This window comes from Bacillus xiapuensis, from assembly GCF_002797355.1.
Taxonomy (GTDB): Bacteria; Bacillota; Bacilli; order Bacillales; family Domibacillaceae; genus Bacillus_CE; species Bacillus_CE xiapuensis.
Map to the genome: position 1 here is coordinate 847,082 of NZ_KZ454940.1, position 26,324 is coordinate 873,405.

Annotated in this window: 39 protein-coding genes; all 39 read left to right on the forward strand. The window is 44.5% G+C overall.

Annotation, left to right across the window (positions count from 1 at the left end):
• Positions 1–11 precede the first annotated feature (11 nt).
• The 39 genes from rpoC to CEF20_RS16025 all read left to right on the forward strand — a co-directional run bounded on the left by rpoC (position 12) and on the right by CEF20_RS16025 (position 26,323).
• A complete protein-coding gene (rpoC, locus tag CEF20_RS15835) occupies positions 12–3,605 on the forward strand; it encodes a DNA-directed RNA polymerase subunit beta' (RefSeq protein ID WP_100332784.1) in 3,594 nt (1,197 codons plus the stop codon).
• Between the two features lie 134 nt (positions 3,606–3,739).
• Entirely contained in the window at positions 3,740–3,991 is a 252-nt protein-coding gene (locus tag CEF20_RS15840) for a 50S ribosomal protein L7ae-like protein (RefSeq protein WP_100332785.1), read from the forward strand.
• A gap of 94 nt (positions 3,992–4,085) precedes the next feature.
• The gene (gene rpsL, locus CEF20_RS15845; RefSeq protein ID WP_100332786.1) at positions 4,086–4,508 is read left to right on the forward strand and encodes a 30S ribosomal protein S12; all 423 of its coding nucleotides are present in this window, start codon (positions 4,086–4,088) and stop codon (positions 4,506–4,508) included.
• 51 nt (positions 4,509–4,559) lie between these two features.
• On the forward strand, positions 4,560–5,030 hold the full coding sequence (rpsG, locus tag CEF20_RS15850; protein ID WP_100332787.1) for a 30S ribosomal protein S7: 471 nt from the start codon (positions 4,560–4,562) through the stop codon (positions 5,028–5,030).
• A gap of 47 nt (positions 5,031–5,077) precedes the next feature.
• Entirely contained in the window at positions 5,078–7,156 is a 2,079-nt protein-coding gene (gene fusA, locus CEF20_RS15855; protein WP_100332788.1) for an elongation factor G, read from the forward strand.
• A gap of 131 nt (positions 7,157–7,287) precedes the next feature.
• The gene (gene tuf / locus CEF20_RS15860; protein WP_100332789.1) at positions 7,288–8,475 is read left to right on the forward strand and encodes an elongation factor Tu; all 1,188 of its coding nucleotides are present in this window, start codon (positions 7,288–7,290) and stop codon (positions 8,473–8,475) included.
• 323 nt (positions 8,476–8,798) lie between these two features.
• The gene (gene rpsJ / locus CEF20_RS15865; protein WP_025729837.1) at positions 8,799–9,107 is read left to right on the forward strand and encodes a 30S ribosomal protein S10; all 309 of its coding nucleotides are present in this window, start codon (positions 8,799–8,801) and stop codon (positions 9,105–9,107) included.
• A gap of 37 nt (positions 9,108–9,144) precedes the next feature.
• Positions 9,145–9,774: a 50S ribosomal protein L3 gene (gene rplC, locus CEF20_RS15870; RefSeq protein ID WP_100332790.1), complete on the forward strand. Its 630-nt coding sequence runs from the start codon at positions 9,145–9,147 to the stop codon at positions 9,772–9,774.
• Positions 9,775–9,801: 27 nt separating this feature from the next.
• Entirely contained in the window at positions 9,802–10,425 is a 624-nt protein-coding gene (gene rplD / locus CEF20_RS15875; protein ID WP_100332791.1) for a 50S ribosomal protein L4, read from the forward strand.
• Positions 10,422–10,709, forward strand: a complete 288-nt coding sequence (gene rplW / locus CEF20_RS15880) for a 50S ribosomal protein L23 (RefSeq protein WP_198508560.1) — start codon at positions 10,422–10,424, stop codon at positions 10,707–10,709. The genes rplD and rplW overlap by 4 nt, the downstream gene beginning before the upstream one ends.
• A gap of 31 nt (positions 10,710–10,740) precedes the next feature.
• Positions 10,741–11,571: a 50S ribosomal protein L2 gene (rplB, locus tag CEF20_RS15885; RefSeq protein WP_100332793.1), complete on the forward strand. Its 831-nt coding sequence runs from the start codon at positions 10,741–10,743 to the stop codon at positions 11,569–11,571.
• 60 nt (positions 11,572–11,631) lie between these two features.
• Positions 11,632–11,910 carry a 30S ribosomal protein S19 gene (gene rpsS / locus CEF20_RS15890; RefSeq protein ID WP_100332794.1) on the forward strand — a complete coding sequence of 93 codons (279 nt, stop codon included), beginning with the start codon at positions 11,632–11,634 and terminating at the stop codon, positions 11,908–11,910.
• A gap of 18 nt (positions 11,911–11,928) precedes the next feature.
• Entirely contained in the window at positions 11,929–12,270 is a 342-nt protein-coding gene (gene rplV, locus CEF20_RS15895; protein WP_100332795.1) for a 50S ribosomal protein L22, read from the forward strand.
• A 3-nt stretch (positions 12,271–12,273) separates the two neighbouring features.
• Positions 12,274–12,930: a 30S ribosomal protein S3 gene (gene rpsC, locus CEF20_RS15900; RefSeq protein WP_100332796.1), complete on the forward strand. Its 657-nt coding sequence runs from the start codon at positions 12,274–12,276 to the stop codon at positions 12,928–12,930.
• A 2-nt stretch (positions 12,931–12,932) separates the two neighbouring features.
• A complete protein-coding gene (gene rplP / locus CEF20_RS15905) occupies positions 12,933–13,367 on the forward strand; it encodes a 50S ribosomal protein L16 (protein ID WP_100332797.1) in 435 nt (144 codons plus the stop codon).
• Complete coding sequence (rpmC, locus tag CEF20_RS15910) at positions 13,357–13,560, forward strand: 50S ribosomal protein L29 (RefSeq protein ID WP_100332798.1); 204 nt, start codon at positions 13,357–13,359, stop codon at positions 13,558–13,560. Before rplP ends, rpmC begins: the two co-directional genes overlap by 11 nt.
• 21 nt (positions 13,561–13,581) lie before the next feature.
• Positions 13,582–13,845 carry a 30S ribosomal protein S17 gene (gene rpsQ, locus CEF20_RS15915; protein WP_041101764.1) on the forward strand — a complete coding sequence of 88 codons (264 nt, stop codon included), beginning with the start codon at positions 13,582–13,584 and terminating at the stop codon, positions 13,843–13,845.
• Between the two features lie 46 nt (positions 13,846–13,891).
• Positions 13,892–14,260, forward strand: a complete 369-nt coding sequence (gene rplN, locus CEF20_RS15920; RefSeq protein WP_100332799.1) for a 50S ribosomal protein L14 — start codon at positions 13,892–13,894, stop codon at positions 14,258–14,260.
• 46 nt (positions 14,261–14,306) lie between these two features.
• Positions 14,307–14,618, forward strand: coding sequence for a 50S ribosomal protein L24 (gene rplX, locus CEF20_RS15925; RefSeq protein WP_100332800.1), 312 nt, complete (start codon positions 14,307–14,309; stop codon positions 14,616–14,618).
• Positions 14,619–14,648: 30 nt separating this feature from the next.
• Positions 14,649–15,188, forward strand: a complete 540-nt coding sequence (gene rplE / locus CEF20_RS15930; RefSeq protein ID WP_100332801.1) for a 50S ribosomal protein L5 — start codon at positions 14,649–14,651, stop codon at positions 15,186–15,188.
• A gap of 24 nt (positions 15,189–15,212) precedes the next feature.
• The gene (gene rpsN / locus CEF20_RS15935) at positions 15,213–15,398 is read left to right on the forward strand and encodes a 30S ribosomal protein S14 (protein ID WP_066366377.1); all 186 of its coding nucleotides are present in this window, start codon (positions 15,213–15,215) and stop codon (positions 15,396–15,398) included.
• Positions 15,399–15,427: 29 nt separating this feature from the next.
• Positions 15,428–15,826: a 30S ribosomal protein S8 gene (gene rpsH, locus CEF20_RS15940; protein ID WP_100332802.1), complete on the forward strand. Its 399-nt coding sequence runs from the start codon at positions 15,428–15,430 to the stop codon at positions 15,824–15,826.
• A 30-nt stretch (positions 15,827–15,856) separates the two neighbouring features.
• Positions 15,857–16,393: a 50S ribosomal protein L6 gene (rplF, locus tag CEF20_RS15945; RefSeq protein WP_100332803.1), complete on the forward strand. Its 537-nt coding sequence runs from the start codon at positions 15,857–15,859 to the stop codon at positions 16,391–16,393.
• A 32-nt stretch (positions 16,394–16,425) separates the two neighbouring features.
• A complete protein-coding gene (gene rplR, locus CEF20_RS15950) occupies positions 16,426–16,788 on the forward strand; it encodes a 50S ribosomal protein L18 (protein WP_100332804.1) in 363 nt (120 codons plus the stop codon).
• Between the two features lie 20 nt (positions 16,789–16,808).
• Entirely contained in the window at positions 16,809–17,309 is a 501-nt protein-coding gene (gene rpsE, locus CEF20_RS15955; RefSeq protein ID WP_100332805.1) for a 30S ribosomal protein S5, read from the forward strand.
• A gap of 13 nt (positions 17,310–17,322) precedes the next feature.
• Complete coding sequence (rpmD, locus tag CEF20_RS15960) at positions 17,323–17,505, forward strand: 50S ribosomal protein L30 (RefSeq protein WP_100332806.1); 183 nt, start codon at positions 17,323–17,325, stop codon at positions 17,503–17,505.
• Positions 17,506–17,537: 32 nt separating this feature from the next.
• On the forward strand, positions 17,538–17,978 hold the full coding sequence (gene rplO, locus CEF20_RS15965) for a 50S ribosomal protein L15 (protein WP_100332807.1): 441 nt from the start codon (positions 17,538–17,540) through the stop codon (positions 17,976–17,978).
• Positions 17,978–19,279 (forward strand): preprotein translocase subunit SecY, encoded by a 1,302-nt coding sequence (secY, locus tag CEF20_RS15970; RefSeq protein ID WP_100332808.1) that lies wholly within the window; start codon positions 17,978–17,980, stop codon positions 19,277–19,279. Before rplO ends, secY begins: the two co-directional genes overlap by 1 nt.
• Positions 19,280–19,325: 46 nt before the next feature.
• Positions 19,326–19,976: an adenylate kinase gene (locus tag CEF20_RS15975; RefSeq protein WP_100332809.1), complete on the forward strand. Its 651-nt coding sequence runs from the start codon at positions 19,326–19,328 to the stop codon at positions 19,974–19,976.
• Complete coding sequence (map, locus tag CEF20_RS15980; protein ID WP_100332810.1) at positions 19,977–20,723, forward strand: type I methionyl aminopeptidase; 747 nt, start codon at positions 19,977–19,979, stop codon at positions 20,721–20,723.
• A gap of 115 nt (positions 20,724–20,838) precedes the next feature.
• On the forward strand, positions 20,839–21,057 hold the full coding sequence (gene infA, locus CEF20_RS15985) for a translation initiation factor IF-1 (protein ID WP_039234460.1): 219 nt from the start codon (positions 20,839–20,841) through the stop codon (positions 21,055–21,057).
• A 37-nt stretch (positions 21,058–21,094) separates the two neighbouring features.
• Positions 21,095–21,208 (forward strand): 50S ribosomal protein L36, encoded by a 114-nt coding sequence (rpmJ, locus tag CEF20_RS15990; RefSeq protein WP_003156543.1) that lies wholly within the window; start codon positions 21,095–21,097, stop codon positions 21,206–21,208.
• 24 nt (positions 21,209–21,232) lie between these two features.
• Positions 21,233–21,598 (forward strand): 30S ribosomal protein S13, encoded by a 366-nt coding sequence (rpsM, locus tag CEF20_RS15995; protein ID WP_100332811.1) that lies wholly within the window; start codon positions 21,233–21,235, stop codon positions 21,596–21,598.
• Between the two features lie 25 nt (positions 21,599–21,623).
• On the forward strand, positions 21,624–22,013 hold the full coding sequence (gene rpsK, locus CEF20_RS16000; protein WP_100332812.1) for a 30S ribosomal protein S11: 390 nt from the start codon (positions 21,624–21,626) through the stop codon (positions 22,011–22,013).
• 168 nt (positions 22,014–22,181) lie between these two features.
• Positions 22,182–23,126, forward strand: a complete 945-nt coding sequence (locus tag CEF20_RS16005) for a DNA-directed RNA polymerase subunit alpha (protein ID WP_100332813.1) — start codon at positions 22,182–22,184, stop codon at positions 23,124–23,126.
• 41 nt (positions 23,127–23,167) lie between these two features.
• Positions 23,168–23,563, forward strand: coding sequence for a 50S ribosomal protein L17 (rplQ, locus tag CEF20_RS16010; RefSeq protein ID WP_100332814.1), 396 nt, complete (start codon positions 23,168–23,170; stop codon positions 23,561–23,563).
• Between the two features lie 282 nt (positions 23,564–23,845).
• Positions 23,846–24,685: an energy-coupling factor ABC transporter ATP-binding protein gene (locus tag CEF20_RS16015; protein WP_100332914.1), complete on the forward strand. Its 840-nt coding sequence runs from the start codon at positions 23,846–23,848 to the stop codon at positions 24,683–24,685.
• A complete protein-coding gene (locus CEF20_RS16020) occupies positions 24,661–25,536 on the forward strand; it encodes an energy-coupling factor ABC transporter ATP-binding protein (protein ID WP_100332815.1) in 876 nt (291 codons plus the stop codon). Before CEF20_RS16015 ends, CEF20_RS16020 begins: the two co-directional genes overlap by 25 nt.
• A complete protein-coding gene (locus CEF20_RS16025) occupies positions 25,526–26,323 on the forward strand; it encodes an energy-coupling factor transporter transmembrane component T family protein (RefSeq protein WP_100332816.1) in 798 nt (265 codons plus the stop codon). The genes CEF20_RS16020 and CEF20_RS16025 overlap by 11 nt, the downstream gene beginning before the upstream one ends.
• Position 26,324 lies beyond the last annotated feature (1 nt).

Sequence of the window (26,324 nt, forward strand, 5' to 3'; positions counted from 1 at the left end):
AGGTAGGCCCCTTGCTAGATGTAAATAATTTCGAATACATGAAAATCGGTTTGGCATCACCCGATAAAATTCGATCTTGGTCTTATGGTGAGGTAAAAAAACCAGAAACGATCAACTATCGTACACTAAAACCTGAAAAAGACGGCTTGTTTTGCGAACGCATTTTCGGACCGACCAAGGACTGGGAATGTCATTGCGGAAAGTACAAAAGAGTTCGCTATAAAGGCGTAGTCTGTGACCGCTGCGGTGTGGAGGTCACAAAGGCGAAAGTTCGCCGGGAACGAATGGGCCACATTGAGCTGGCCGCTCCAGTCTCCCACATTTGGTATTTTAAAGGTATTCCAAGCCGCATGGGACTTGTGCTGGATATGTCTCCCCGTTCCCTTGAAGAGGTTATTTACTTTGCATCCTACGTGGTAACGGATGCGGGTGAAACAGCTTTAGAGAAAAAACAGCTGCTTTCCGAAAAGGAATATCGGGCTTATCGAGAAAAGTACGGCAACAAATTCCAAGCTTCCATGGGGGCGGAAGCCATCAAAAAGCTTCTTCAAGACATTGACCTTGAAAAAGAAGTTGATTCCCTTAAAGAAGAACTGAAGAGCGCTCAAGGCCAGCGCCGCACGCGTGCGATTAAGCGCCTGGAGGTTATAGAAGCATTCCGCCATTCCGGCAATAAACCAGACTGGATGATTCTTGATGTGCTGCCGGTCATCCCTCCGGAGCTGCGGCCGATGGTTCAACTGGATGGAGGACGCTTTGCTACCTCTGATTTGAACGACTTGTATCGCCGGGTCATCAACCGCAACAACCGCTTAAAGCGCCTGCTGGATCTTGGTGCGCCAAGCATTATCGTTCAAAATGAAAAGCGTATGCTTCAAGAAGCGGTAGACGCCTTAATTGACAACGGCCGCCGCGGTCGTCCTGTCACTGGTCCCGGCAACCGTCCACTTAAATCCCTTTCTCATATGCTGAAAGGAAAACAAGGACGATTCCGCCAAAATCTATTAGGTAAACGGGTGGATTACTCTGGACGTTCCGTTATCGTCGTAGGCCCTAACTTAAAGATGTATCAATGCGGTCTGCCAAAGGAAATGGCGCTAGAGTTATTTAAGCCATTTGTGATGAAAGAGCTTGTAGAAAAAGGCTTAGCTCACAATATCAAAAGCGCTAAGCGCAAAATAGAGCGCGTGCAGCCTGAAGTGTGGGATGTGCTTGAAGAAGTCATTAAAGAGCACCCTGTTCTTCTTAACCGGGCACCGACACTTCACCGCTTAGGAATTCAAGCATTTGAGCCGACGCTGGTTGAAGGGCGTGCGATCCGCCTGCATCCTCTTGTATGTACCGCTTACAACGCGGACTTTGACGGGGACCAAATGGCCGTCCATGTGCCGCTGTCAGCTGAAGCGCAGGCCGAGGCGCGCATGCTTATGCTGGCCGCTCAAAACATCTTGAATCCTAAGGATGGCAAGCCGGTTGTAACACCTTCCCAAGACATGGTTTTAGGTAACTATTATTTAACCCTTGAGCGAGAAGGGGCTATTGGCGAAGGAATGATTTTTAAAGATACAAACGAAGCTCTAACTGCTTACCAAAATGGATATGTTCATCTTCATACGCGTATCGCGGTAGCAGCTTCATCCTTGAACAATCAAACATTCACTGAAGAACAGAACAAGATGCTGCTTATCACGACTGTAGGGAAATTGATCTTTAACGAAATTCTTCCGGATTCATTCCCTTACATCAACGAACCGACCGGAACAAATCTGGAAGTCAAAACACCTGAGAAATACTTTGTTCATCCAACAGTCAATGTGAAAGAGCATATTCAGAAGCAAGAGCTGGTCGCGCCGTTTAAGAAGAAAATTCTCGGTAATATCATTGCTGAAGTATTTAAACGGTTTAAGATTACTGAGACTTCCAAGATGCTTGACCGCATGAAGGACCTCGGCTTCAAATACTCCACAAAAGCCGGTATTACAGTAGGTGTGGCTGACATCGTTGTATTAGGTGAGAAGGAACAGATTCTTCACGATGCCCAAACAAAAGTGGATAATGTCCTGAAACAGTTCAGACGCGGTTTGATTACGGAAGAAGAACGGTATGAACGCGTCATTTCTATCTGGAGTGCGGCGAAGGATACGATTCAAGGCAAGCTGATGGCTTCCCTTGATAAGCGCAACCCGATCTTCATGATGAGTGACTCTGGAGCCCGTGGTAACGCCTCTAACTTCACTCAGCTTGCTGGTATGCGCGGTTTGATGGCCAACCCGGCCGGCCGCATTATTGAATTGCCGATTAAATCAAGCTTCCGTGAAGGTTTGACAGTATTGGAGTACTTTATTTCGACTCACGGAGCGCGTAAAGGATTGGCCGATACGGCGCTGAAAACAGCTGACTCAGGTTACTTGACTCGACGCCTTGTTGATGTCGCGCAGGATGTTATTGTCCGTGAAGAAGATTGCGGCACGGATCGCGGTCTGTTGATCGGCTCTATTAAAGAAGGCACAGAAATTATCGAACCTTTAGAAGAACGTCTTGTAGGCCGTTACACTAGAAAAACAATTAAACATCCTGAAACAGGAGAAGTGCTTATCAATGAAAATGAAATGATCAGCGAGGATTTAGCGAAACAAATCGTTGATGCAGGCATTGAGAAAGTATGGATTCGTTCAGCGTTTACATGTAACACCCGTCATGGTGTCTGCAAGAAGTGCTATGGCCGCAACCTGGCAACAGGACAGCAAGTCGAAGTGGGAGAAGCGGTTGGGATTATTGCTGCTCAGTCTATCGGGGAACCAGGTACACAGCTTACAATGCGTACATTCCATACAGGCGGGGTAGCCGGAGACGATATCACGCAAGGTTTACCGCGTATCCAAGAGCTGTTTGAGGCCCGCAATCCGAAAGGTCAGGCGGTTATTTCTGAAATTGACGGACATGTAACAGCCATCAATGAAGGCCGTGACCGCCAGCAAGAAATTATGCTTCAGGGCGACGTGGAAACCCGCACTTATACGGTTCCTTACACGGCACGCTTAAAAGTCGCGGTGAATGATAAGGTCGTTCGCGGACAGGAGCTGACGGAAGGTTCGATCGATCCTAAAGAATACTTGAAGATCACAGATGTGGCTTCCGTCCAAAAATACTTGCTGCGTGAAGTGCAAAAAGTATACCGGATGCAGGGGGTTGAAATCGGCGATAAGCATATTGAAGTAATGGTCCGCCAAATGCTTCGCAAAGTGCGCGTCATCGATGCCGGTGATACGGATGTGCTGCCGGGAAGCTTGCTTGAAATCCATCAGTTCAGAGATGCTAATGAAAAAGCATTGCTTGAAGGCGGGAGACCGGCAACAGGAAGACCTGTTCTGCTCGGAATCACAAAGGCATCTTTGGAAACAGATTCATTCCTGTCTGCGGCTTCATTCCAAGAAACGACGCGCGTGCTTACAGATGCCGCTATCAAAGGAAAGCGGGATGAGCTGCTCGGCTTGAAAGAAAATGTGATCATCGGTAAGCTTGTTCCAGCTGGAACAGGTATGCAGCGTTACCGCAAAGCTGAACCTATTTTGATGACAGATGCAGAATCGGTCACGGTTGAGTAATGGAGCGTTCTTATATCTGAGCCGGTAAATAGCCGGCTCGGATATAATATTTTTTCAATGTTGACATTTGAAGAAGCGAGTGATAATATAATCAAGGTGCTCCTATGAACCTTGTTGCTTTGGAGGATATTTCGATGTCTTATGAAAAAGTAGCAAAGGCTAAAAGCCTGAGAATAGGAACAAAACAAACAGTGAAAGCTCTTGAAAGAAATACAGTCAGTGAAGTAATTGTCGCTGAGGATGCAAACCCGGCTATTATGAATGTAGTGGCGGAGCTTGCAGAGCATAAAATGGTGCCGATTACTTATGTTGATTCCATGCATAAGCTTGGAAGAGCATGCGGGATTGATGTCAAGGCGGCCGCTGTTGCAATTATTAATGAATAATGTTTTTGCAGCCTTCTGCAAAGACTTTGTTTTTAATTTTAAATGAGCCACCTGGATGTGTGGGCTTAAGAAAAAAGGAAGGGAGGATCTTTACATGCCTACTATTAACCAGTTAGTGCGTAAACCTCGTAAATCAAAATCTACTACTTCTAAATCACCAGCACTTAACAAAGGGTACAACAGCTTTAAGAAAGCAGCAACAGATGTAAACTCACCGCAAAAGCGGGGAGTATGTACTCGTGTTGGTACGATGACACCGAAAAAACCGAACTCAGCGTTGCGTAAGTACGCCCGTGTTCGTTTAAGCAACGGTATCGAAGTAACAGCTTATATTCCTGGTATCGGCCACAACCTTCAAGAGCACAGCGTTGTTCTTATCCGTGGCGGACGGGTAAAGGATTTACCAGGGGTGCGTTATCATATCGTGCGCGGAGCGCTTGATACTGCCGGTGTTGAAACTCGCCGTCAAGGCCGTTCTAAGTACGGAACAAAACGCCCGAAACCAGCTAAAAACTAATTGAACAAATAATCTATTTGAATGAAGCAACATTTGAAAGGAGGAAATCACATGCCACGTAAAGGCCCTGTAGCAAAAAGAGACGTACTTCCAGATCCGATGTACAACTCTAAGCTAGTTACACGTCTTATCAACAAAATGATGGTAGACGGTAAAAGAGGTAAAGCACAAGCTATTCTTTACGCATCATTCGATCTTATCCGTGAACGCACAGGCAAAGATCCAATGGAAGTATTTGATCAAGCAATTAAAAACATCATGCCAGTATTAGAGGTAAAAGCACGCCGTGTAGGTGGAGCTAACTACCAAGTACCTGTAGAGGTTCGCCCTGAACGCCGCACAACACTTGGACTTCGCTGGTTAGTTAACTATTCTCGTCTTCGCGGTGAGAAAACAATGGAAGAGCGCCTTGCAGCGGAAATCCTTGATGCAGCTAACAACACGGGTGCGTCTGTTAAGAAACGTGAAGACACTCATAAAATGGCGGAAGCAAACAAAGCATTTGCTCATTACCGCTGGTAAGAATTTTCAAATCCTATCAACTTAATTAAGGAAGGAGAAAGACATTCATGGGAAGAGAGTTCTCCTTAGAAAAAACTCGTAATATCGGCATCATGGCTCACATCGATGCCGGTAAAACGACGACTACAGAGCGAATTCTTTATTACACAGGACGCATCCATAAGATCGGTGAGACTCACGAAGGTGCTTCTCAAATGGACTGGATGGAGCAAGAGCAAGAGCGCGGTATTACAATCACATCCGCTGCCACAACCGCTCAATGGAAGAATCATCGCGTCAACATCATCGACACACCTGGACACGTAGACTTCACAGTTGAAGTTGAGCGTTCACTTCGCGTGCTTGATGGTGCGGTAACAGTGCTTGATGCGCAATCAGGCGTTGAGCCTCAAACTGAAACAGTTTGGCGCCAAGCTACTACTTACGGGGTTCCTCGTATCGTATTCGTCAACAAAATGGATAAAATCGGTGCCGACTTCCTTTATTCAGTAGGCACTCTTCATAATCGCTTAATGGCGAACGCTCATCCGATTCAATTGCCAATTGGTGCAGAGGATGAATTCCGCGGCATTATCGACTTAATCGAAATGAAAGCTACCTTCTACGGCAATGACCTTGGAACTGAGATTGAAGTGGCAGATATCCCTGCTGAGTATCAAGAACAGGCTGAGGAATATCGTGAGAAGTTAATTGAAGCAGTGGCTGAGATCGATGAAGAATTAATGGAAAAATACCTTGGCGGAGAAGAGCTTACAAATGAAGAAATTAAAGCCGCAATCCGCAAAGGCACTTTGAATGTTGAATTCTTCCCGGTATTATGCGGTACAGCCTTTAAAAACAAAGGTGTCCAATTAATGCTGGATGCTGTGATCGACTATCTTCCGGCGCCAACTGACGTGCCGGCAATTAAGGGTACTCGTCCGGATGGAGATGAAGAGATTTCTCGCCCTTCAACTGATGATGCGCCATTCTCAGCGCTTGCCTTCAAGGTAATGACAGACCCTTATGTCGGTAAGCTAACATTCTTCCGCGTATACTCCGGAGTTCTTCATTCCGGTTCATACGTGCAAAACTCAACGAAAGGCAAACGTGAACGTGTAGGCCGTATCCTGCAAATGCACGCTAACTCTCGTCAAGAGATCTCTGAAGTGTATGCCGGAGATATCGCGGCAGCTGTTGGTCTGAAGGATACAACAACAGGTGACACGCTTTGTGATGAAAAGGATCTCGTAATCCTTGAATCAATGGAATTCCCTGAACCGGTTATTTCATTATCCGTTGAGCCGAAGTCAAAAGCAGATCAGGCAAAAATGTCAACAGCGCTTCAAAAACTTCAAGAAGAGGATCCAACATTCCGTGCGGAAACTAACCAGGAAACTGGACAAGTTATCATTTCCGGTATGGGTGAGCTTCACTTAGATATCATCGTTGACCGTATGCGTCGCGAGTTCAAAGTAGAAGCAAATGTTGGTGCTCCTCAGGTTGCTTACCGCGAAACTTTCCGTTCATCTGCTCAAGTTGAAGGAAAATTTGCCCGCCAATCTGGTGGTCGCGGACAATACGGTCACGTTTGGATCGAATTCTCTCCTAACGAAGAAGGAGCCGGTTTCGAATTCGAAAACGCAATCGTCGGCGGGGTTGTTCCTCGTGAATATATCCCAGCTGTTCAAGCAGGTCTTGAAGATGCGATGCAAAATGGTATCCTGGCTGGTTACCCAATGGTAGACATCAAAGCGAAACTATACGATGGTTCTTACCATGATGTAGACTCCAGTGAAATGGCGTTTAAAATCGCTGCTTCCATGGCGTTGAAAAACGCAGCATCCAAATGTAACCCAGTTCTGCTTGAACCAATGATGAAAGTAGAAGTTGTGATTCCAGATGAATATCTTGGAGACATCATGGGTGACATTACTTCTCGCCGCGGACGCGTGGAAGGAATGGAAGCTCGCGGTAATGCCCAAGTAGTAAAAGCGTTTGTTCCACTTTCTGAAATGTTTGGTTATGCAACTACATTGCGTTCCAACACGCAAGGACGCGGAACATACTCCATGCACTTCGACCATTATGAAGAGGTGCCAAAGGCAATTGCAGATGAAATTGTCAAAAAAAATAAAGGCGAATAATTGATTTATACTTTCTAATAAAGTATAAATACTATTGTAAGCTTTGGTATCTTCGAAGGCGGACACCGCTCTGTCTTCGAAGCCCATATATATACTTAACTAACTTTTATAACTCAAAGGAGGATTTCCTAATGGCTAAGGAAAAATTCGACCGTTCCAAAACACATGCGAATATCGGTACAATCGGTCACGTTGACCATGGTAAAACAACTTTAACAGCAGCGATCACAACTGTTCTTGCTAAACGAGGCGGAAGTGAAGCGCGCGGTTACGATCAAATCGACAACGCTCCAGAAGAGCGCGAGCGCGGTATCACAATCAATACATCTCACGTTGAGTATGAAACAGAAACTCGTCACTATGCGCACGTTGACTGCCCAGGACATGCTGACTACGTTAAAAACATGATCACTGGTGCGGCGCAAATGGACGGCGGTATCCTAGTAGTATCCGCTGCTGACGGCCCAATGCCACAAACTCGTGAGCACATCCTTCTTTCTCGCAACGTTGGTGTGCCATACCTAGTTGTATTCTTAAACAAATGCGACATGGTAGACGATGAAGAACTTCTTGAACTAGTTGAAATGGAAGTTCGTGACCTGCTTTCTGAATACGACTTCCCTGGCGACGATGTACCAGTCATCAAAGGTTCTGCTCTTAAAGCTCTTGAAGGCGAAGCTGAGTGGGAAGACAAAATCATTGAACTTATGGACGCTGTTGACAAATACGTTCCAACTCCAGAACGTGACACTGACAAGCCATTCATGATGCCTGTTGAGGACGTGTTCTCAATCACTGGACGCGGTACAGTTGCAACTGGACGCGTTGAGCGCGGTCAAGTTAAAGTCGGTGATGAAGTAGAAATCATCGGTCTAGCTGACGAAGCTAAGAAAACAACTGTAACGGGCGTTGAAATGTTCCGTAAGCTTCTTGACTATGCAGAAGCTGGTGACAACATCGGTGCTCTTCTTCGCGGTATTTCCCGTGAAGATGTACAGCGTGGTCAAGTTCTTGCTAAGCCAGGATCTATCACACCTCACACTAAGTTCAATGCGGAAGTTTACGTTCTATCAAAAGAAGAGGGTGGACGTCACACTCCATTCTTCTCTAACTATCGTCCTCAATTCTATTTCCGTACAACGGATGTAACAGGCGTAGTTAACCTTCCTGAAGGTGTAGAAATGGTTATGCCTGGGGACAACGTAGAAATGAAAGTTGAACTAATTTCTCCAATCGCGATCGAAGAAGGAACTCGCTTCTCTATTCGTGAAGGCGGACGCACAGTTGGTTCAGGCGTTGTAACTTCAATCGAAAAATAATAAATGTTTTATAAAAGCAGGTGGGTTTGCCCGCCTGCTTTTTTTATTGCCAGCTATTCGCTGCTGCAGATTATAGCAAGTTGCATTTCTGTTGTTGAAATGCAACTTGAACCTATGTATAATAGGAAAAGTGCACGGAAGTAAGAAGCAAGAAAAACAGTTGCAAATGCACAGTAATCCGTGTATAATATACAATGTTGGTTTTTGACAGCGATGATGTGGAAGGTTGCTGACACACCCGGCCGCTTTGCCATGGCGAGTGTCGTCAGGATATTTCCGCGGAGAATGTCTATTATCAAATAGGCGATAAAGGAGGGAAAATAATGGCAAAACAAAAAATTCGCATCCGTTTAAAGGCGTATGACCACAGAATTCTAGATCAATCAGCAGAAAAGATTGTTGAAACAGCAAAACGTTCTGGTGCTAGTGTATCGGGTCCGATCCCGTTGCCAACAGAAAAATCTGTTTACACAATCTTGCGTGCTGTTCATAAGTACAAAGATTCTCGTGAGCAATTTGAAATGCGCACACATAAACGTTTAATTGACATTGTGAATCCAACACCTCAAACGGTTGATTCATTAATGCGTTTAGACTTGCCATCAGGCGTTGACATTGAAATTAAACTATAATTAAGATAAAACAATTTAAACTCAGGAGGTGTGACTCATGACCAAAGGAATCTTAGGAAGAAAAATCGGTATGACTCAAGTGTTTGCTGAAAACGGCGATTTAATCCCCGTAACATTAATTGAAGCGGCACCAAACGTTGTACTGCAAAAGAAAACAATCGAAAACGACGGCTACGAAGCGGTTCAGCTAGGCTTTGACGACAAGCGCGAAAAGCTTGCGAACAAACCAGCTAAAGGACACGTTGCCAAAGCGAACACAGCACCTAAGCGCTTCATTCGTGAGTTCCGTAACTTCGATTCAGAAGTAGAAGTTGGTCAAGAGGTCAAAGTAGATATTTTCGCAGAAGGAGATATCGTTGATGTAACAGGAGTATCGAAAGGTAAAGGCTTCCAAGGTGCCATCAAGCGCCACGGGCAAGGCCGCGGACCAATGTCTCACGGTTCACGTTACCATCGCCGCCCTGGTTCAATGGGTCCTGTCGCTCCTAACCGTGTATTCAAGAACAAATTGCTTCCTGGACGCATGGGCGGAGAACAGATCACAATTCAAAATCTGCAAGTCATTAAAGTGGATGCAGAACGCAATGTTATCTTAGTAAAGGGAAATGTTCCTGGACCTAAAAAATCACTTGTGAAAATTCAAAGCGCTGTAAAAGCGGATCAATAGAATTATTCAGGAAAGGAGGAAACAAGAATGCCAAAAGTTACAGTATTAAACCAAAGCGGTTCTCAAGTTGGCGAAATCGAACTTAATGATGCCGTATTTGGTATCGAACCAAATGAACATGCCGTATTTGAAGCGGTTATGATGCAAAGAGCTTCTTTGCGTCAAGGAACACATAAAGTAAAGACGCGCGCTGAAGTAAGCGGCGGTGGACGCAAACCGTGGCGTCAGAAAGGTACAGGACGCGCACGCCAAGGGTCTATCCGTTCTCCGCAATGGCGCGGCGGCGGTACTGTGTTCGGACCAGTTCCGCGCAGCTACAGCTATAAATTACCGAAGAAAGTACGCCGTCTAGCAATTAAATCAGCACTTTCTTCAAAAGTAGCAGAGCAAAACATCGTTGTATTAGAGGCATTATCTATGGATGCTCCTAAGACAAAAGAATTTGCTAACGTACTTAAGAACCTTTCTGTAGACAGCAAAGCATTAATCGTAACAGAAACTCTAAACGAAAACGTTGCTTTATCAGCTCGTAACATCCCTGGTGTAACAGTAATAGAAGCAAACGGCATGAATGTTTTAGACTTAGTGGGTCATGAGAAGTTAATCATGACGAAAGCAGCTGTTGAAAAAGTAGAGGAGGTGCTTGCATAATGGATGCACGCGATGTGATTAAGCGCCCCGTTATTACTGAACATTCAACTGAAATTATGGTTGATAAAAAATATACATTTGAAGTTGATGTGAGAGCGAACAAAACACAAGTTAAAGATGCAGTGGAAGAAATCTTTGGTGTGAAAGTAGCTAAAGTCAACATCATGAACTACAAAGGTAAGTTCAAACGTATGGGTCGTTATGCAGGTTATACAAACAAGCGCCGTAAAGCGGTTGTTACATTAACTCAGGACAGCAAAGAAATCGAACTATTTGAAGTTTAATTAAAAATTATTAGAAGAGGAGGGAAACAGCATGGCGATTAAAAAGTATAAACCAACCACAAATGGTCGTCGCGGCATGACGGTTTCTGATTTTGCAGAAATCACAACAAGCACTCCGGAAAAATCATTGCTTGCGCCTCTTAAGAAGAAAGGCGGCCGTAACAACCACGGTAAAATTACTGTTCGTCATCACGGTGGCGGCCATAAGCGTCAATACCGTATCATCGACTTCAAACGCGATAAAGATGGTATACCAGGACGCGTTGCCACAATCGAGTATGATCCAAACCGCTCTGCAAACATCGCATTGATCAACTATGCAGATGGTGAAAAACGCTATATCTTAGCACCGAAAAACCTTAAAGTTGGAATGGAAGTAATGTCTGGACCAGATGCCGACATTAAAGTAGGAAATGCACTTCCTTTAGTGAACATTCCTGTAGGTACAGTTATTCACAACATCGAGTTGAAACCAGGAAAGGGTGGACAGCTAGTCCGTTCAGCTGGCGTTTCTGCACAAGTGTTAGGTAAAGAAGGTAAATACGTTCTTGTACGCTTAGCATCTGGTGAAGTTCGCATGGTTCTTGCAACTTGCCGTGCGTCAATCGGTCAAGTCGGCAACGAGCAACATGAACTAATCAACATTGGTAAAGCAGGCCGTTCTCGCTGGTTAGGCAAGAAGCCTACCGTTCGCGGATCTGTAATGAACCCTAATGACCATCCACACGGTGGTGGTGAAGGACGTACACCAATCGGACGTAAATCACCAGTTTCTCCTTGGGGCAAACCAACCCTTGGTTACAAAACTCGTAAGAAAACAAACAAAAGCGACAAGTTTATCGTTCGCCGTCGCAAAAAATAACGTGATTGCACTACGGTTCTTTATTCGAACCGTAGATCAATTACGAAGGGAGGTACTCAAATGGGCCGCAGCTTAAAAAAAGGACCTTTTGTTGATGATCATCTATACAAAAAGATCGAAAAACTAAATGAAACAGATAAAAAGCAAGTTGTGAAAACTTGGTCTCGCCGTTCAACAATCTTCCCAGCGTTCATCGGACACACTATTGCTGTCTATGATGGCCGCAAGCATGTCCCTGTATATGTGACAGAAGATATGGTTGGGCACAAACTAGGTGAGTTCGCGCCAACTCGTACGTACAAAGGTCACGCAAGTGACGATAAGAAAACCAAACGCTAATGAGGGGAGGGTATCCTAATGGAAGCAAAAGCTGTCGTTAGAACAGTTCGTATTGCTCCTCGTAAGGCACGTTTAGTCATTGACTTGATTCGAGGTAAGCAAGTGGGAGAAGCTGTAGCTATCTTGCGCCATACGCCGAAAGCTGCATCTCCAATCATTGAAAAACTATTAAAATCTGCCGTTGCCAACGCAGAGCACAACTATGACATGGACGTTAACAACCTTGTGATTAAGCAAGCATTCGTTAATGAAGGTCCGACATTAAAACGTTTCCGTCCGCGTGCAATGGGACGCGCAAGCCAAATTAATAAACGCACAAGCCACATCACAGTTGTGGTATCAGAAAAGAAGGAGGGATAATTCGTGGGTCAAAAAGTACATCCTCATGGTTTACGTGTAGGTATTATTCGTGACTGGGATTCAAAATGGTACGCTGAAAAAGATTATGCAGATCTTTTACATGAAGACCTTAAAGTGCGCGGGTATATCGAAGAACGTTTAAAAGACGCTTCAGTATCTCGTGTTGAAATTGAACGTGCTGCTAATCGAATCAATATTACTGTTCATACAGCGAAGCCTGGTATGGTTATCGGTAAAGGTGGTTCAGAGGTAGAAGCACTTCGCAAATCTTTAAACCAATTAACAAACAAGCGAGTTCATATTAACATCGTTGAAGTCAAAAGAGCGGACCTAGACGCTAAGCTAGTAGCAGAAAACATTGCCCGTCAATTGGAAAATCGTGTATCTTTCCGCCGCGCGCAAAAACAAGCGATTCAGCGCACAATTCGCGCAGGTGCGAAAGGTGTCAAAACAATGGTTTCTGGCCGTCTTGGTGGAGCAGATATCGCCCGCGCTGAACACTATAGTGAAGGAACAGTTCCACTTCATACGCTTCGTGCAGACATCGACTATGCACATGTTGAAGCAGACACCACTTACGGTAAGCTTGGTGTAAAAGTATGGATTTACCGTGGAGAAGTCCTTCCTGCAAAGAAGAAGTCTGAGGAAGGAGGAAAATAATCATGTTATTGCCTAAACGCGTTAAATATCGTCGTGTACACCGCGGAAAAATGCGCGGTCAAGCAAAAGGCGGCACTCAAGTAGCATTCGGTGAATACGGTTTACAAGCAGTTGAAGCTTCTTGGATCACCAACCGTCAAATCGAGGCAGCACGTATTGCTATGACTCGTTACATGAAACGTGGCGGTAAAGTATGGATTAAAATTTTCCCGCATAAGCCTTACACAGCTAAACCTCTAGAAGTACGTATGGGTTCCGGTAAAGGTGCTCCTGAAGGATGGGTGGCTGTAGTTAAACCAGGAAAGATCATGTTTGAGGTCGCTGGCGTGCCGGAAGAGGTTGCTCGTGAAGCCCTTCGTCTTGCTGCTCACAAACTTCCTATTAAATGTAAGGTTGTAAAACGAGAAGAAATTGGTGGTGAATCAAATGAAGGCTAATGAAATTCGTGAACTAACCACTGCCGAAATTGAACAAAAAGTAAAGTCTTTAAAAGAAGAGCTTTTCAACCTTCGCTTCCAATTAGCAACTGGACAGCTTGAAAACACTGCTCGTATTCGTGAAGTACGCAAAGCGATCGCTCGTATGAAAACAGTTGTACGTCAAAGAGAGATCGATGTTAACAATCGATAATAGAGAGGAGGTTTGCACACAATGAGTGAACGTAACCAGCGCAAAGTTTATACTGGACGCGTTGTATCTGACAAAATGGATAAGACGGTAACCGTTCTAGTTGAAACTTACAAGAAGCACTCACTTTACGGCAAACGCGTTAAGTACTCTAAAAAATTCAAAGCTCATGATGAGTTGAATGAAGCAAAAATCGGCGATGTAGTTCGCATTATGGAAACTCGCCCGCTTTCTGCTACGAAACGCTTCCGTCTTGTTGAAGTCGTTGAAAAAGCAGTTATTATTTAATCTATAATTGTTCGGATAGATGCTCATCCGAAGGGAGGTAACATAAATGATCCAACAAGAATCTCGTTTGAAAGTAGCTGACAACTCAGGTGCGCGTGAAGTTTTAACGATCAAAGTTCTTGGTGGCTCTGGCCGTAAAACTGCGAACATTGGAGACGTAATCGTCTGCACAGTCAAACAAGCAACACCAGGTGGCGTTGTCAAAAAAGGTGATGTCGTTAAAGCTGTAGTTGTTCGTACTAAACGCGGAGTTCGTCGTAACGATGGATCTTATATCCGTTTCGACGAAAACGCTTGTGTCATCATTAAAGATGATAAGGGACCACGCGGAACTCGTATCTTCGGACCAGTTGCACGCGAATTACGCGACAACAATTTTATGAAAATCGTTTCTCTTGCTCCAGAGGTAATTTAATAAAGTGCAATGTTATCAACTTGGCCATTCAAGGAGGTGCGATAAAATGAATGTAAAAAAAGGCGATAAAGTAATGGTCATCACGGGCAAAGACAAAGGAAAGACTGGCATTGTACTCGCTGCTTTCCCTAAAAAAGACCGTGTGCTTGTTGAAGGAATCAACATCGTGAAAAAACACGCGAAGCCTTCACAAGTAAATCCGCAAGGCGGAATTATTAGCCAAGAGGCACCTATTCACGCTTCAAACGTCATGCTGTTAGATCCTAAATCTAATGAACCTACTCGCGTAGGCTACAAAGTAGTTGACGGCAAAAAAGTGCGTGTCGCAAAAAAATCCGGTGAAACTTTAGATAAATAATAAGTCAGTTAATGAAGGGAGGTATTCTTTATGAACCGCCTTAAAGCAAAGTATATTGAAGAAATTACACCTGCTTTAATGAATAAATTCAGTTACGATTCTGTAATGCAAGTACCGAAAGTTGAAAAAATCGTAGTTAATATGGGAATTGGTGATGCTGTTCAAAACGCAAAAGTGCTTGACACAGCTGTTGAAGAACTAGCATTGATCACTGGTCAAAAACCGCTTATCACTCGCGCGAAGAACTCAATCGCAGGCTTCCGCCTACGTGAAGGGATGCCGATTGGAGCGAAAGTTACATTACGCGGTGAGCGTATGTACGAATTCCTGGATAAATTAATCTCTGTATCACTTCCACGTGTGCGCGATTTCCAAGGCATTTCCAAAAAGTCATTTGACGGACGCGGAAACTACACACTTGGCGTGAAGGAACAATTAATCTTCCCTGAGATTGATTACGATAAAGTAAGCAAAGTACGCGGTATGGATATCGTAATTGTAACAACTGCAAAAAGCGATGAAGAAGCTCGCGAATTGTTAACTCAAATTGGAATGCCATTCCAAAAGTAATCGCTATAAAAGGGAGGCGAAAACGTGGCTAAAAAATCTATGATTGTGAAACAAAAACGCACGCCTAAATTTAAAGTGCAAGAGTATACACGCTGCGAACGTTGCGGACGTCCACACTCTGTATACCGCAAATTTAAACTTTGCCGTATTTGTTTCCGTGAACTTGCATACAAAGGACAAATTCCTGGTGTTAAAAAAGCTAGCTGGTAATACCCCGACTTGGGAAGGAGGTAAATAATATGGTTATGACAGATCCAATTGCAGATTTGCTTACGCGCATTCGCAATGCGAATATGGTGCGTCACGAGAAGTTAGAAGTGCCTGCTTCTAACATCAAAAAAGAAATCGCAGAAATTCTGAAACGTGAAGGTTTCGTGCGTGATGTAGAATTCATTGAAGATAACAAGCAAGGTATGATCCGTATCTTCTTGAAATACGGACCGAATAACGAGCGCGTTATCACTGGATTGAAACGCATCAGCAAACCGGGCTTGCGCGTATATGCAAAAGCTGACGAAGTGCCGAAAGTGCTTAACGGTTTAGGAATTGCTTTAGTCTCAACATCTAACGGTGTCTTAACAGATAAAGAAGCTCGCGCTAAAAAAGTGGGCGGAGAAGTATTAGCATACGTTTGGTAATATTTTCTGAATGAATGGAGGTGCAACAGAATGTCTCGCGTAGGAAAAAAACCTATTGAGCTACCTGAAGGCGTAACAGTAACAAAAGACAATAACACTGTCACTGTGAAAGGTCCTAAAGGAGAACTTACTCGTACGTTTAGTAAAGAAATGACCATTGAAATCGAAGGCAACGTGATCAACGTATCCCGCCCTTCTGATTCCAAAGCACACCGTACTATCCATGGTACAACGCGTGCGTTATTAGCAAACATGGTGGAAGGTGTATCGAAAGGCTTCGAAAAATCACTTGAACTGATCGGTGTCGGTTACCGTGCCCAGAAACAAGGCAAAAAGCTTGTTTTGAATGTAGGTTACTCTCATCCAGTTGAAATGGTGCCTGAAGAAGGCGTAGAAGTGGAAGTGCCTTCTAACACGAAAGTAGTCGTGAAAGGCGTGAGCAAAGAGCGCGTAGGTGCTTTTGCTGCCAACATCCGTGACGTTCGTCCGCCAGAGCCGTATAAAGGCAAAGGAATTCGCTATGAAGGCGAATATGTGCGTCGCAAAGAAGGTAAAACAGGTAAATAATGTCGCTTAGGTAAACGAAAGGAGTGACCACGATGATTACTAAGCCGGATAAAAACAAAACACGTAAAAAGAGACATGCTCGTGTACGTGCGAAAATTAGCGGTACAGAGTCTCGTCCGCGTTTAAATATTTTCCGTTCAAACAAACATCTTTATGCTCAAGTGATTGATGATATGAACGGTGTAACTCTTGTTAGTGCTTCTACAATTGAAAAAGACCTTGGTCTAGACATAACTGGCAATTCTGAAGCTGCTGCTAAAGTCGGCGAATTAGTTGCTAAACGCGCTAGCGAAAAAGGAATTAAATCCGTAGTATTTGACCGCGGAGGTTACCTATACCATGGCCGCGTTAAAGCATTGGCTGATGCAGCGCGCGAAAATGGATTGGAATTCTAATAAAAAGGAGGGACATATTAATGCGTCGCATTGATCCAAATAAACTTGAACTTGAAGAACGCGTAGTTACGGTCAATCGTGTTGCAAAGGTAGTAAAGGGTGGTCGTCGTTTCCGCTTTACTGCGCTAGTGGTTGTCGGTGACAAAAACGGACACGTTGGATTCGGAACTGGTAAAGCGCAAGAGGTACCAGATGCTATCCGCAAAGCTATTGAAGATGCTAAGAAAAACCTAGTAACAGTTCCTATGGTTGGAACTACATTGCCTCATGAAGTCATCGGCCGCTTTGGTGCTGGTGAGATTCTTTTGAAACCTGCTTCTGAAGGTACTGGAGTGATCGCTGGCGGTCCTGTTCGTGCGGTACTTGAACTTGCCGGAGTTGGAGATATCCTTTCTAAATCCTTAGGATCCAACACTCCAATTAATATGGTACGTGCTACAATCGATGGAATTAAGCAACTGAAAAGCGCGGAACATGTTGCTAAATTGCGTGGAAAATCAGTCGAAGAACTGTTAGGATAAGGAGGGAATTACAATGGCTGGAAAATTATCAATAACCCTCACTCGTAGCTTGATCGGTCGTCCGAAAGATCAACGTGAAACAGTTAAAGCTCTTGGTCTTCGTAAAATGCATCAAACTGTAGAACAGCAAGACAATGCCGCAATTCGGGGCATGATCAACAAAGTCTCACATTTAGTGGCAGTTAAAGAAATTTAATCATTAAATTGCGAATAAGGAGGTGCACGGACATGAAACTTCATGAATTAAAACCTGCTGAAGGTTCACGAAAAGAACGTAATCGTGTAGGTCGCGGTCCTGGTTCAGGTAACGGTAAAACTGCTGGTAAAGGCCATAAAGGCCAAAAAGCCCGTTCAGGCGGTGGTGTTCGTTTAGGCTTTGAGGGTGGTCAAACACCTTTATTCAGACGTTTGCCAAAACGCGGTTTCACCAATATCAACAGAAAAGAATATGCGATCGTTAACCTTGATTCATTAAATCGCTTCGAAGAAGGAACAGAAGTAACACCTGAACTTCTTATCGAAACGGGCGTAGTCAGCAGCGAAAAAGCAGGAATCAAGATTCTTGCTAAAGGCAACGTAGAGAAAAAATTGACTGTAAAAGCTCATAAATTCTCTGCTGCTGCGAAAGATGCTATTGAAGCTGCCGGCGGTAAGACTGAGGTGATTTAATGTTTCGCACAATCTCCAATTTTATGCGCGTGGGTGATATAAGAAGAAAAATTATATTCACCCTTCTTATGTTAATTGTTTTCCGGATCGGCACGTTTATCCCTGTTCCCAATGTAAATGCTGAAGTATTGAAAATGCAGGAACAGGCTGGTTTGATCGGGTTCCTCAATACGTTTGGAGGGGGTGCGCTTCAAAACTTCTCCATTCTTGCGATGGGAATTATGCCTTATATCACGGCTTCCATCATCGTGCAGCTGCTTCAAATGGACGTTGTTCCAAAGTTTACGGAATGGTCGAAGCAGGGAGAAGTTGGCCGGCGCAAACTCACCCAGTTTACTAGATACTTCACCATCGTTCTTGGATTTATCCAAGCGCTGGGAATGTCTTACGGGTTCAACCGGTTATATGGCGGAATGCTAGTGGAGAATAACAGCTTTGCTTCTTACCTCCTCATAGCGTTAGTGCTAACAGCCGGAACAGCATTTTTAATGTGGCTAGGTGAGCTCATCACAGCTAAAGGTGTAGGAAATGGTATTTCCGTTATCATCTTTGCCGGAATCGTTGCGGCCATCCCGAGTGCTGTTAACCAAATTTATGCACAGCAAATTCAAGGTGCCGGGGATCAGCTTTTCTTGCGAATTGTGATTTTGGCCCTTATTGTATTAGCCGTACTGGCTGTTACCGTTGGAGTTATTTTTGTGCAGCAGGCGCTGCGGAAAATACCGATTCAATACGCTAAGCGAATGACAGAAAACGGCGGCATCGGCGCGCCGGGCGCCCAAGCAACTCATTTGCCGTTAAAGGTAAACGCTGCTGGGGTTATTCCTGTCATCTTTGCGGTCGCGTTTTTGATCACGCCTCAGACGATTGCTTCGTTCTTTGGCTCTAATGATGTAACAACGACGATTCAAAACATTTTTAACTATGAAAAACCAGTTGGAATGGTTATCTATGTGGCATTGATCGTTGCCTTTACTTATTTCTACGCATTCATTCAAGTGAATCCGGAACAACTGGCGGATAATTTGAAGAAACAAGGTGGATACATTCCGGGCATCCGTCCTGGAAAGAGCACGCAAGATTATTTAACAAGCGTTTTATACCGTTTAACATTTGTTGGTGCAATATTCTTGTCTGTCATCTCAGTTCTGCCTGTATTCTTTATAAAGTTTGCAGGTCTTCCACCAGCTGCACAGATTGGCGGCACAAGCCTACTAATCGTAGTTGGGGTTGCATTGGAAACGATGAAACAACTGGAAGCACAACTTGTCAAACGTCATTATAAGGGCTTTATCAAGTAGAGAATAAGCTGCTGCAAATCTCTAATCAGACTGAGGGGGAATATAAATGAATCTAGTATTAATGGGACTTCCTGGTGCTGGTAAAGGTACACAGGCTGAAAAAATTGTTGAAAAATATAACATTCCGCATATTTCTACAGGAGATATGTTCCGTGCAGCAATCAAGGATGGCACGGAGCTTGGACTCAAAGCCAAATCCTTCATGGATCAAGGGGCCCTCGTACCTGATGAAGTGACGATCGGCATTGTCCGTGAACGGTTAAGCAAGCCTGACTGCGAAAAGGGTTTTCTTCTCGATGGCTTTCCAAGAACCGTGGCGCAAGCAGAGGCGCTTGAAGGCATCATGACCGAATTTGGAAAGAGCATTGATTATGTCATCAATGTTGAGGTTGATAAAGAAATTCTCATGGCACGTTTAACGGGACGTCGTATTTGCAAAGAGTGCGGAGCCACTTACCATTTGGTATTTAATCCGCCTGCTGCTGAAGACAAATGCGATCGTTGCGGCGGCGACCTTTATCAGCGCGCAGATGACAATGAAGAGACCGTTCAAAACCGTTTGGATGTTAATTTAAAACAAACACAACCATTACTAGATTTCTATCAGCAAAAAGGTTATTTACGAAACGTGAACGGCCAGCAAGAGATTCAAGAAGTCTTTCAAGACATCGATGAGTTGCTTAAAGGACTGAATTAAATGATCATTTGCAAAACCCCTCGAGAGATAGAGATTATGAAGGAAGCAGGACGAATTGTCGCGTTGACTCATCAGGAATTGCAAAAGCATATCTCTCCCGGTATAACAACGAAAGAGTTGGATAATATTGCGGACAAATTTATCAGACAGCATGATGCAATTCCTTCTTTTAAAGGGTATAATGGTTTTCGTGGCAGCATTTGTACTTCTGTCAATGAAGAACTTGTCCATGGAATACCAGGAGACCGTGTGTTAAAAGAAGGGGACATCATCAGTTTAGATATCGGTGCTAATTATCGAGGCTATCATGGTGATTCTGCCTGGACATATCCTGTTGGACTAATAGCACCTGAGACACAAAAGCTATTAGAGGTAACAGAAAAGTCGCTTTTTACCGGTTTACAAGAAGCGAAGCCAGGCAAACGTCTTTCAAACATCTCCCATGCGATTCAAACATATGTTGAATCTTATGGCTTTTCAATTGTGCGTGAGTATGTAGGACACGGCGTTGGTCAAAACTTGCATGAGGATCCGCAAATCCCTCATTATGGTCCGCCTGGAAAAGGTCCAAAGCTCAAACCTGGAATGGTGCTTGCAATCGAACCGATGGTGAATGCTGGAAGCCGTTATGTCAAAACTCTTGAGGATAACTGGACAGTCGTCACTCAAGACGGGAAAATGTGTGCGCACTTTGAACACACAATTGCGATGACCGACACAGGTTTTGAGATATTAACTAAAGCTTAAAAAGCATAGATGCTTCTCCAGAAGTTGGTTCAAGTCTAATAAAGACCAGGCCCGCAAAGCAGTGAAGTGGATAATGAGCGGCGTTCTGTATGAAAAGAGAAGGGAGAATAAATTCGTGGCGAAAGACGATGTTATTGAAATTGAAGGTACAGTAGTTGAAACTTTGCCAAACGCAATGTTTAAGGTAGAATTAGAAAATGGCCATACGATCCTTGCCCATGTATCGGGAAAGATCCGTATGCATTTTATTCGCATTCTTCCTGGAGATAAAGTGACGGTTGAACTTTCTCCATACGATCTGACTCGCGGAAGAATTACTTACCGTTACAAATAATTTATGCACTCCGGACTATGAAGGAGGTTGGAAAAAAGTGAAGGTAAGACCATCAGTAAAGCCGATTTGTGAAAAATGCAAGGTTATTCGCAGAAAAGGTAAAGTAATGGTAATTTGTGAAAATCCTAAACATAAACAAAAACAAGGATAATTTTAAAGGGAGGTGCACATATCTATGGCACGTGTAGCAGGTGTTGATATTCCACGCGATAAGCGTGTAGTTATCTCATTAACTTACATCTATGGTATCGGCAGATCAACTGCTGAAAAAATTCTAGCGGAAGCTGGTGTTTCTCAAGACACTCGCGTACGCGACCTTACGGAAGACGAACTAACAAAAATTCGTGAGATCATTGACCAATTGAAGGTAGAGGGTGACCTTCGCCGTGAAATCTCACTGAACATCAAGCGTCTAATGGAAATCGGTTCATACCGTGGAATCCGTCATCGTCGCGGCTTGCCAGTTCGCGGACAAAATACGAAGAACAACGCTCGTACTCGTAAAGGTCCTCGTAAAACGGTAGCTAACAAGAAAAAATAATCGGTAAAGGAGGTCAATTTTCGACATGGCTCGTAAACAACAATCTCGCAAGCGTCGTGTGAAAAAGAATATTGAATTAGGTATTGCACACATTCGCTCAACATTTAACAATACAATCGTAACTATTACAGACGTTCATGGTAATGCTATATCATGGTCCAGTGCAGGTGCGCTTGGATTTAAGGGTTCTCGTAAATCCACTCCATTCGCAGCGCAAATGGCTGCTGAAACGGCTGCGAAAGTTTCAATGGAACATGGTATGAAATCTTTAGAAGTAACCGTTAAAGGTCCTGGATCTGGCCGTGAAGCAGCTATTCGTGCTCTTCAAGCTGCAGGTTTAGAAGTAACCGCAATCAGAGACGTTACTCCTGTCCCGCATAACGGATGCCGCCCTCCAAAACGTCGCCGTGTTTAATTTTTCTGTATAATATTTATATCTCTGTCAATAATGGGATATATTAGAATGTTTCGTTCGTTACAGAAATAGTAAACCAGTTGTTGTGCACAATCGGGAACGCAAACATGGGGAATTTCGGTTGAACAGTTAACCGGGGTTTCGACGTATTGAAGGAGGTATAATTGAATGATCGAAATTGAAAAACCAAAAATTGAAACGGTTGAGATCAGCGATGATGCCACTCATGGTAAATTCGTTGTAGAGCCACTTGAGCGTGGATATGGTACAACTTTGGGTAACTCCTTACGTCGTATACTATTATCCTCACTCCCTGGTGCTGCAGTCACATCTATTCAGATTGACGGCGTGCTGCATGAGTTCTCAACAATTGAAGGCGTCGTAGAAGATGTTACAACAATCATCTTGAATCTTAAGAAACTAGCGTTGAAAATCTACTCTGAAGAGGAGAAGACGCTAGAGATTGATGTGCAAGGAAACGGCGTAGTGACAGCTGCAGATATTACTCATGATAGTGATGTAGAAATCCTTAATCCGGATTTGCATATTGCCACTCTAGGCGATAAAGCGCATCTTCGCATGCGGCTGACAGCTCAGCGCGGAAGAGGCTACACTCCAGCTGATCAAAACAAAAAGGAAGACCATCCAATTGGTGTGATTCCGATCGACTCCATCTACACTCCAGTTGCCCGTGTAAACTATCAAGTCGAAAGCACTCGCGTGGGACAATTGACGAACTATGATAAATTATCATTGGATGTTTGGACGGATGGCAGCATCGGCCCGAAAGAAGCCATTTCTTTAGGCGCCAAAATCTTGACTGAACACTTAAACATCTTCGTTGGCTTAACAGACGAGGCTCAAAACGCGGAGATTATGGTGGAAAAAGAAGAAGACCAAAAAGAAAAGGTTCTTGAAATGACTATTGAAGAACTTGATCTTTCTGTCCGTTCTTATAACTGCTTAAAGCGTGCGGGTATTAATACTGTACAAGAATTAGCGAACAAGAGCGAAGAAGACATGATGAAGGTCCGAAATCTTGGCCGTAAATCGCTTGAAGAAGTGAAATCTAAGTTGGATGAGCTTGGTTTAGGGTTGAGAAAAGAAGATTGATAACAGAATAATAGACGAATTCAACAAAGGAGGGTATCTTCATGGCTTACAGAAAGCTAGGACGTACAAGCGCTCAGCGCAAAGCGATGCTTCGTGATTTAGCGACTGACTTAATCATCAGCGAGCGCATTGAAACAACTGAAGCACGCGCGAAAGAGCTTCGCTCAGTTGTGGAAAAAATGATTACACTTGGTAAACGCGGTGACTTACATGCTCGTCGTCAAGCTGCTGCTTTCCTTCGTAACGAAGTAGCATCAGTAGTGGAAATCGAAGGCGAGAACGGCAAAACGAAAGAAAAGCCTGTTTATGCACTGCAGAAGCTTTTCGCTGATGTCGCTCCGCGTTACAGCGAGCGCCAAGGCGGCTATACGCGCATCATGAAAATGGGTCCTCGTCGTGGTGACGGTGCACCAATGGTTATTATTGAGCTTGTTTAATGGTCAATGAAACCACTACAAGGGCAGATACTCCAGCTTAGCTAGAGTTTTGCCCTTTTTTAACATTCGCTAAAGACTGAATAATGTGAAGCTTGAGCGTTACGATGAGCACTTAAGCTGACTCGTCTAGCTCATGTACCCCTTCCACTCTTATTTAGATAAGAGGCCGATTAGATGGCAGGAAAGCAATTTTCTTTGGAAAGGGGTGCGGGCTTTTTTTATTATGACAAGAATTTAGAGCAGAGCCGAGGAGAGTGCAGAATAGAGGAGAGGAGGAGGCATATGAAAGAACCGATTATTTCCATTAAGCATGTAGATTTCCGCTATCTGGAACAGAAGGATTACGCTTTAAAGGATATTTCATTGGAGATATATTCTGGAGAATGGCTGGCCATCGTCGGTCATAACGGCTCTGGTAAGTCTACTTTGGCGAAGATGCTGAATGGTCTCCATTATCCCGAAAAAGGAGAAATTCACATCGCTGGTTTGCCTTTAAAAGAGGAGCATGTGTGGGAAATCCGCAAGCGGCTTGGAATGGTCTTTCAAAACCCTGATAATCAATTTGTCGGTACGACCGTGCAAGATGATGTGGCTTTTGGGTTAGAAAACAACGGCATCGCGCATGAGGTGATGACAGAAAGAGTGAAGGACTCCTTGCAGCGAGTCGGTATGCTGGATTTTCTGGATCAAGAGCCGCACCATCTGTCCGGCGGTCAAAAACAGCGAGTGGCCATTGCCAGTGTCATTGCTTTGCAGCCTGATATTATTTTATTGGACGAAGCGACATCCATGCTGGATCCTCAAGGGCGGGAAGAAGTATTGGCAACGGTCCGGCAGCTGAAAGAAGAACAGCGCCTAACGGTTATTTCTATTACTCATGATTTAGAAGAGGCTGCGCGTGCTGATCGCATCATTGTGCTTAATCAGGGGTCTGTTTATACAGAAGGAACGCCTGAAGAGATTTTTCGCCTGAATGAAGAATTAGTTCAGCTCGGACTGGATGTGCCGTTTTCTGTACAAGTGAGCAACCGATTACGTTCGGAAGGATTTTTAATAAAGGAAAACCATTTAACAAATGAAGAGCTGGTGAGGGATTTATGGATATCGAACTTCAAGAAGTAGAATATCGTTACGCAGCCGGCACGCCTTTTGAACGCAAAGCCCTTCAGCACGTCAGTTTTGCAATACCGAGCGGCACGTTCCTCGCCATCATCGGGCATACGGGTTCAGGAAAGTCAACGGTTCTTCAGCATTTAAATGCGCTGCTTCAGCCGACAAAAGGACGGGTGATCATCGGAGACAGGGTGATCGCAGCTGAGCAAAAAGAAAAGAATCTGAAGCCGGTCCGCAAAAAAGTCGGCATCGTCTTTCAGTTTCCAGAGCATCAGCTATTCGAAGAGACCGTTGAAAAAGATATTTGTTACGGCCCGATGAACTTTGGAGTGCCCGAATCAGAAGCGAAAGAACGGGCTCAGCGAATGATTCGCCAAGTGGGCTTGCCGGAAGATGTCTTGCAGAAGTCTCCTTTTGAATTATCAGGCGGGCAAATGCGCCGCGTAGCCATTGCCGGTGTGCTGGCGATGGAACCGGATGTCCTCGTATTGGATGAGCCTACCGCCGGATTGGATCCGAGAGGGCGGAAAGAGATTATGGAGATGTTTCAGCAGCTCCATAAGGAACGGGAGCTGTCGACGGTTCTGGTCACTCACAGCATGGAAGAGGCCGCCTTGTATGCTGATGAAATGGTCATCATGCATCAGGGAGAGGTTCGCCGAAAGGGACGGCCGCGGGAATTGTTTTCCTGCCCGGAGGAATTGTCTGAGCTGGGGCTCCGTGTGCCTGAAGTGGTTCGTTTTCAGCACCTATTTGAAGAACGGGCAGGAATACGGTTGACAAAAACGTGCCTGACAGTGAATGAACTGGCAGAAGAATTAAAGCTGGCCAGAGAGCGGGGAGTGCATCGTGATGAATAAGATGATCCTGGGGCGGTATTTGCCGCTTGATTCTATCGTTCACCGCTTAGATCCCCGAGCTAAGCTTCTGTTTATCTTTGCTTTTGTCGCTGTCGTGTTTCTCGCTAACAATGTGTGGACCTATGGGATTTTGGTGTTATTTACAATAGCGGCCGTTTGGCTGGCGAAGGTCAATATCCGCTTTTTAGCCGCTAGTCTTAAGCCTGTGCTCTGGCTGATTATCTTCACGTTTCTTCTCCACATCTTTTTAACAAAAGAGGGCGATTTGCTGTGGAAGGCCGGATTTATAGGAATTTATGAAGGCGGTTTAAGGCAAGGGGCTTTTATTTCCCTTCGGTTTCTGCTGTTGATCTTTGTGACGTCGCTATTGACATTGACGACCTCCCCGATCTCGATTACGGACGGTCTTGAAAGCCTGCTGCACCCGCTGAAGAAGATCAAGCTGCCGGTTCATGAGCTGGCATTAATGATGTCGATTTCCTTGCGTTTCATTCCGACCTTAATGGATGAGACGGAGAAGATTATGAAGGCGCAGCAGGCCCGCGGAGCAGACTTCACAAGCGGTCCAATAAAGGAAAGGGTTAAAGCAATTGTGCCGCTGCTCATTCCGCTGTTCGTCAGCGCTTTTAAGCGGGCTGACGAACTGGCGGTCGCCATGGAAGCGCGCGGATACCGCGGCGGAGAAGGCCGGACGAAGTACCGTCTGCTGCATTGGAAGTGGCAAGATACCGCAGCGATGCTCGTTTTGGTGCTGCTTGCGGCGCTGCTTTGGTATCTAAGAAGTTAGT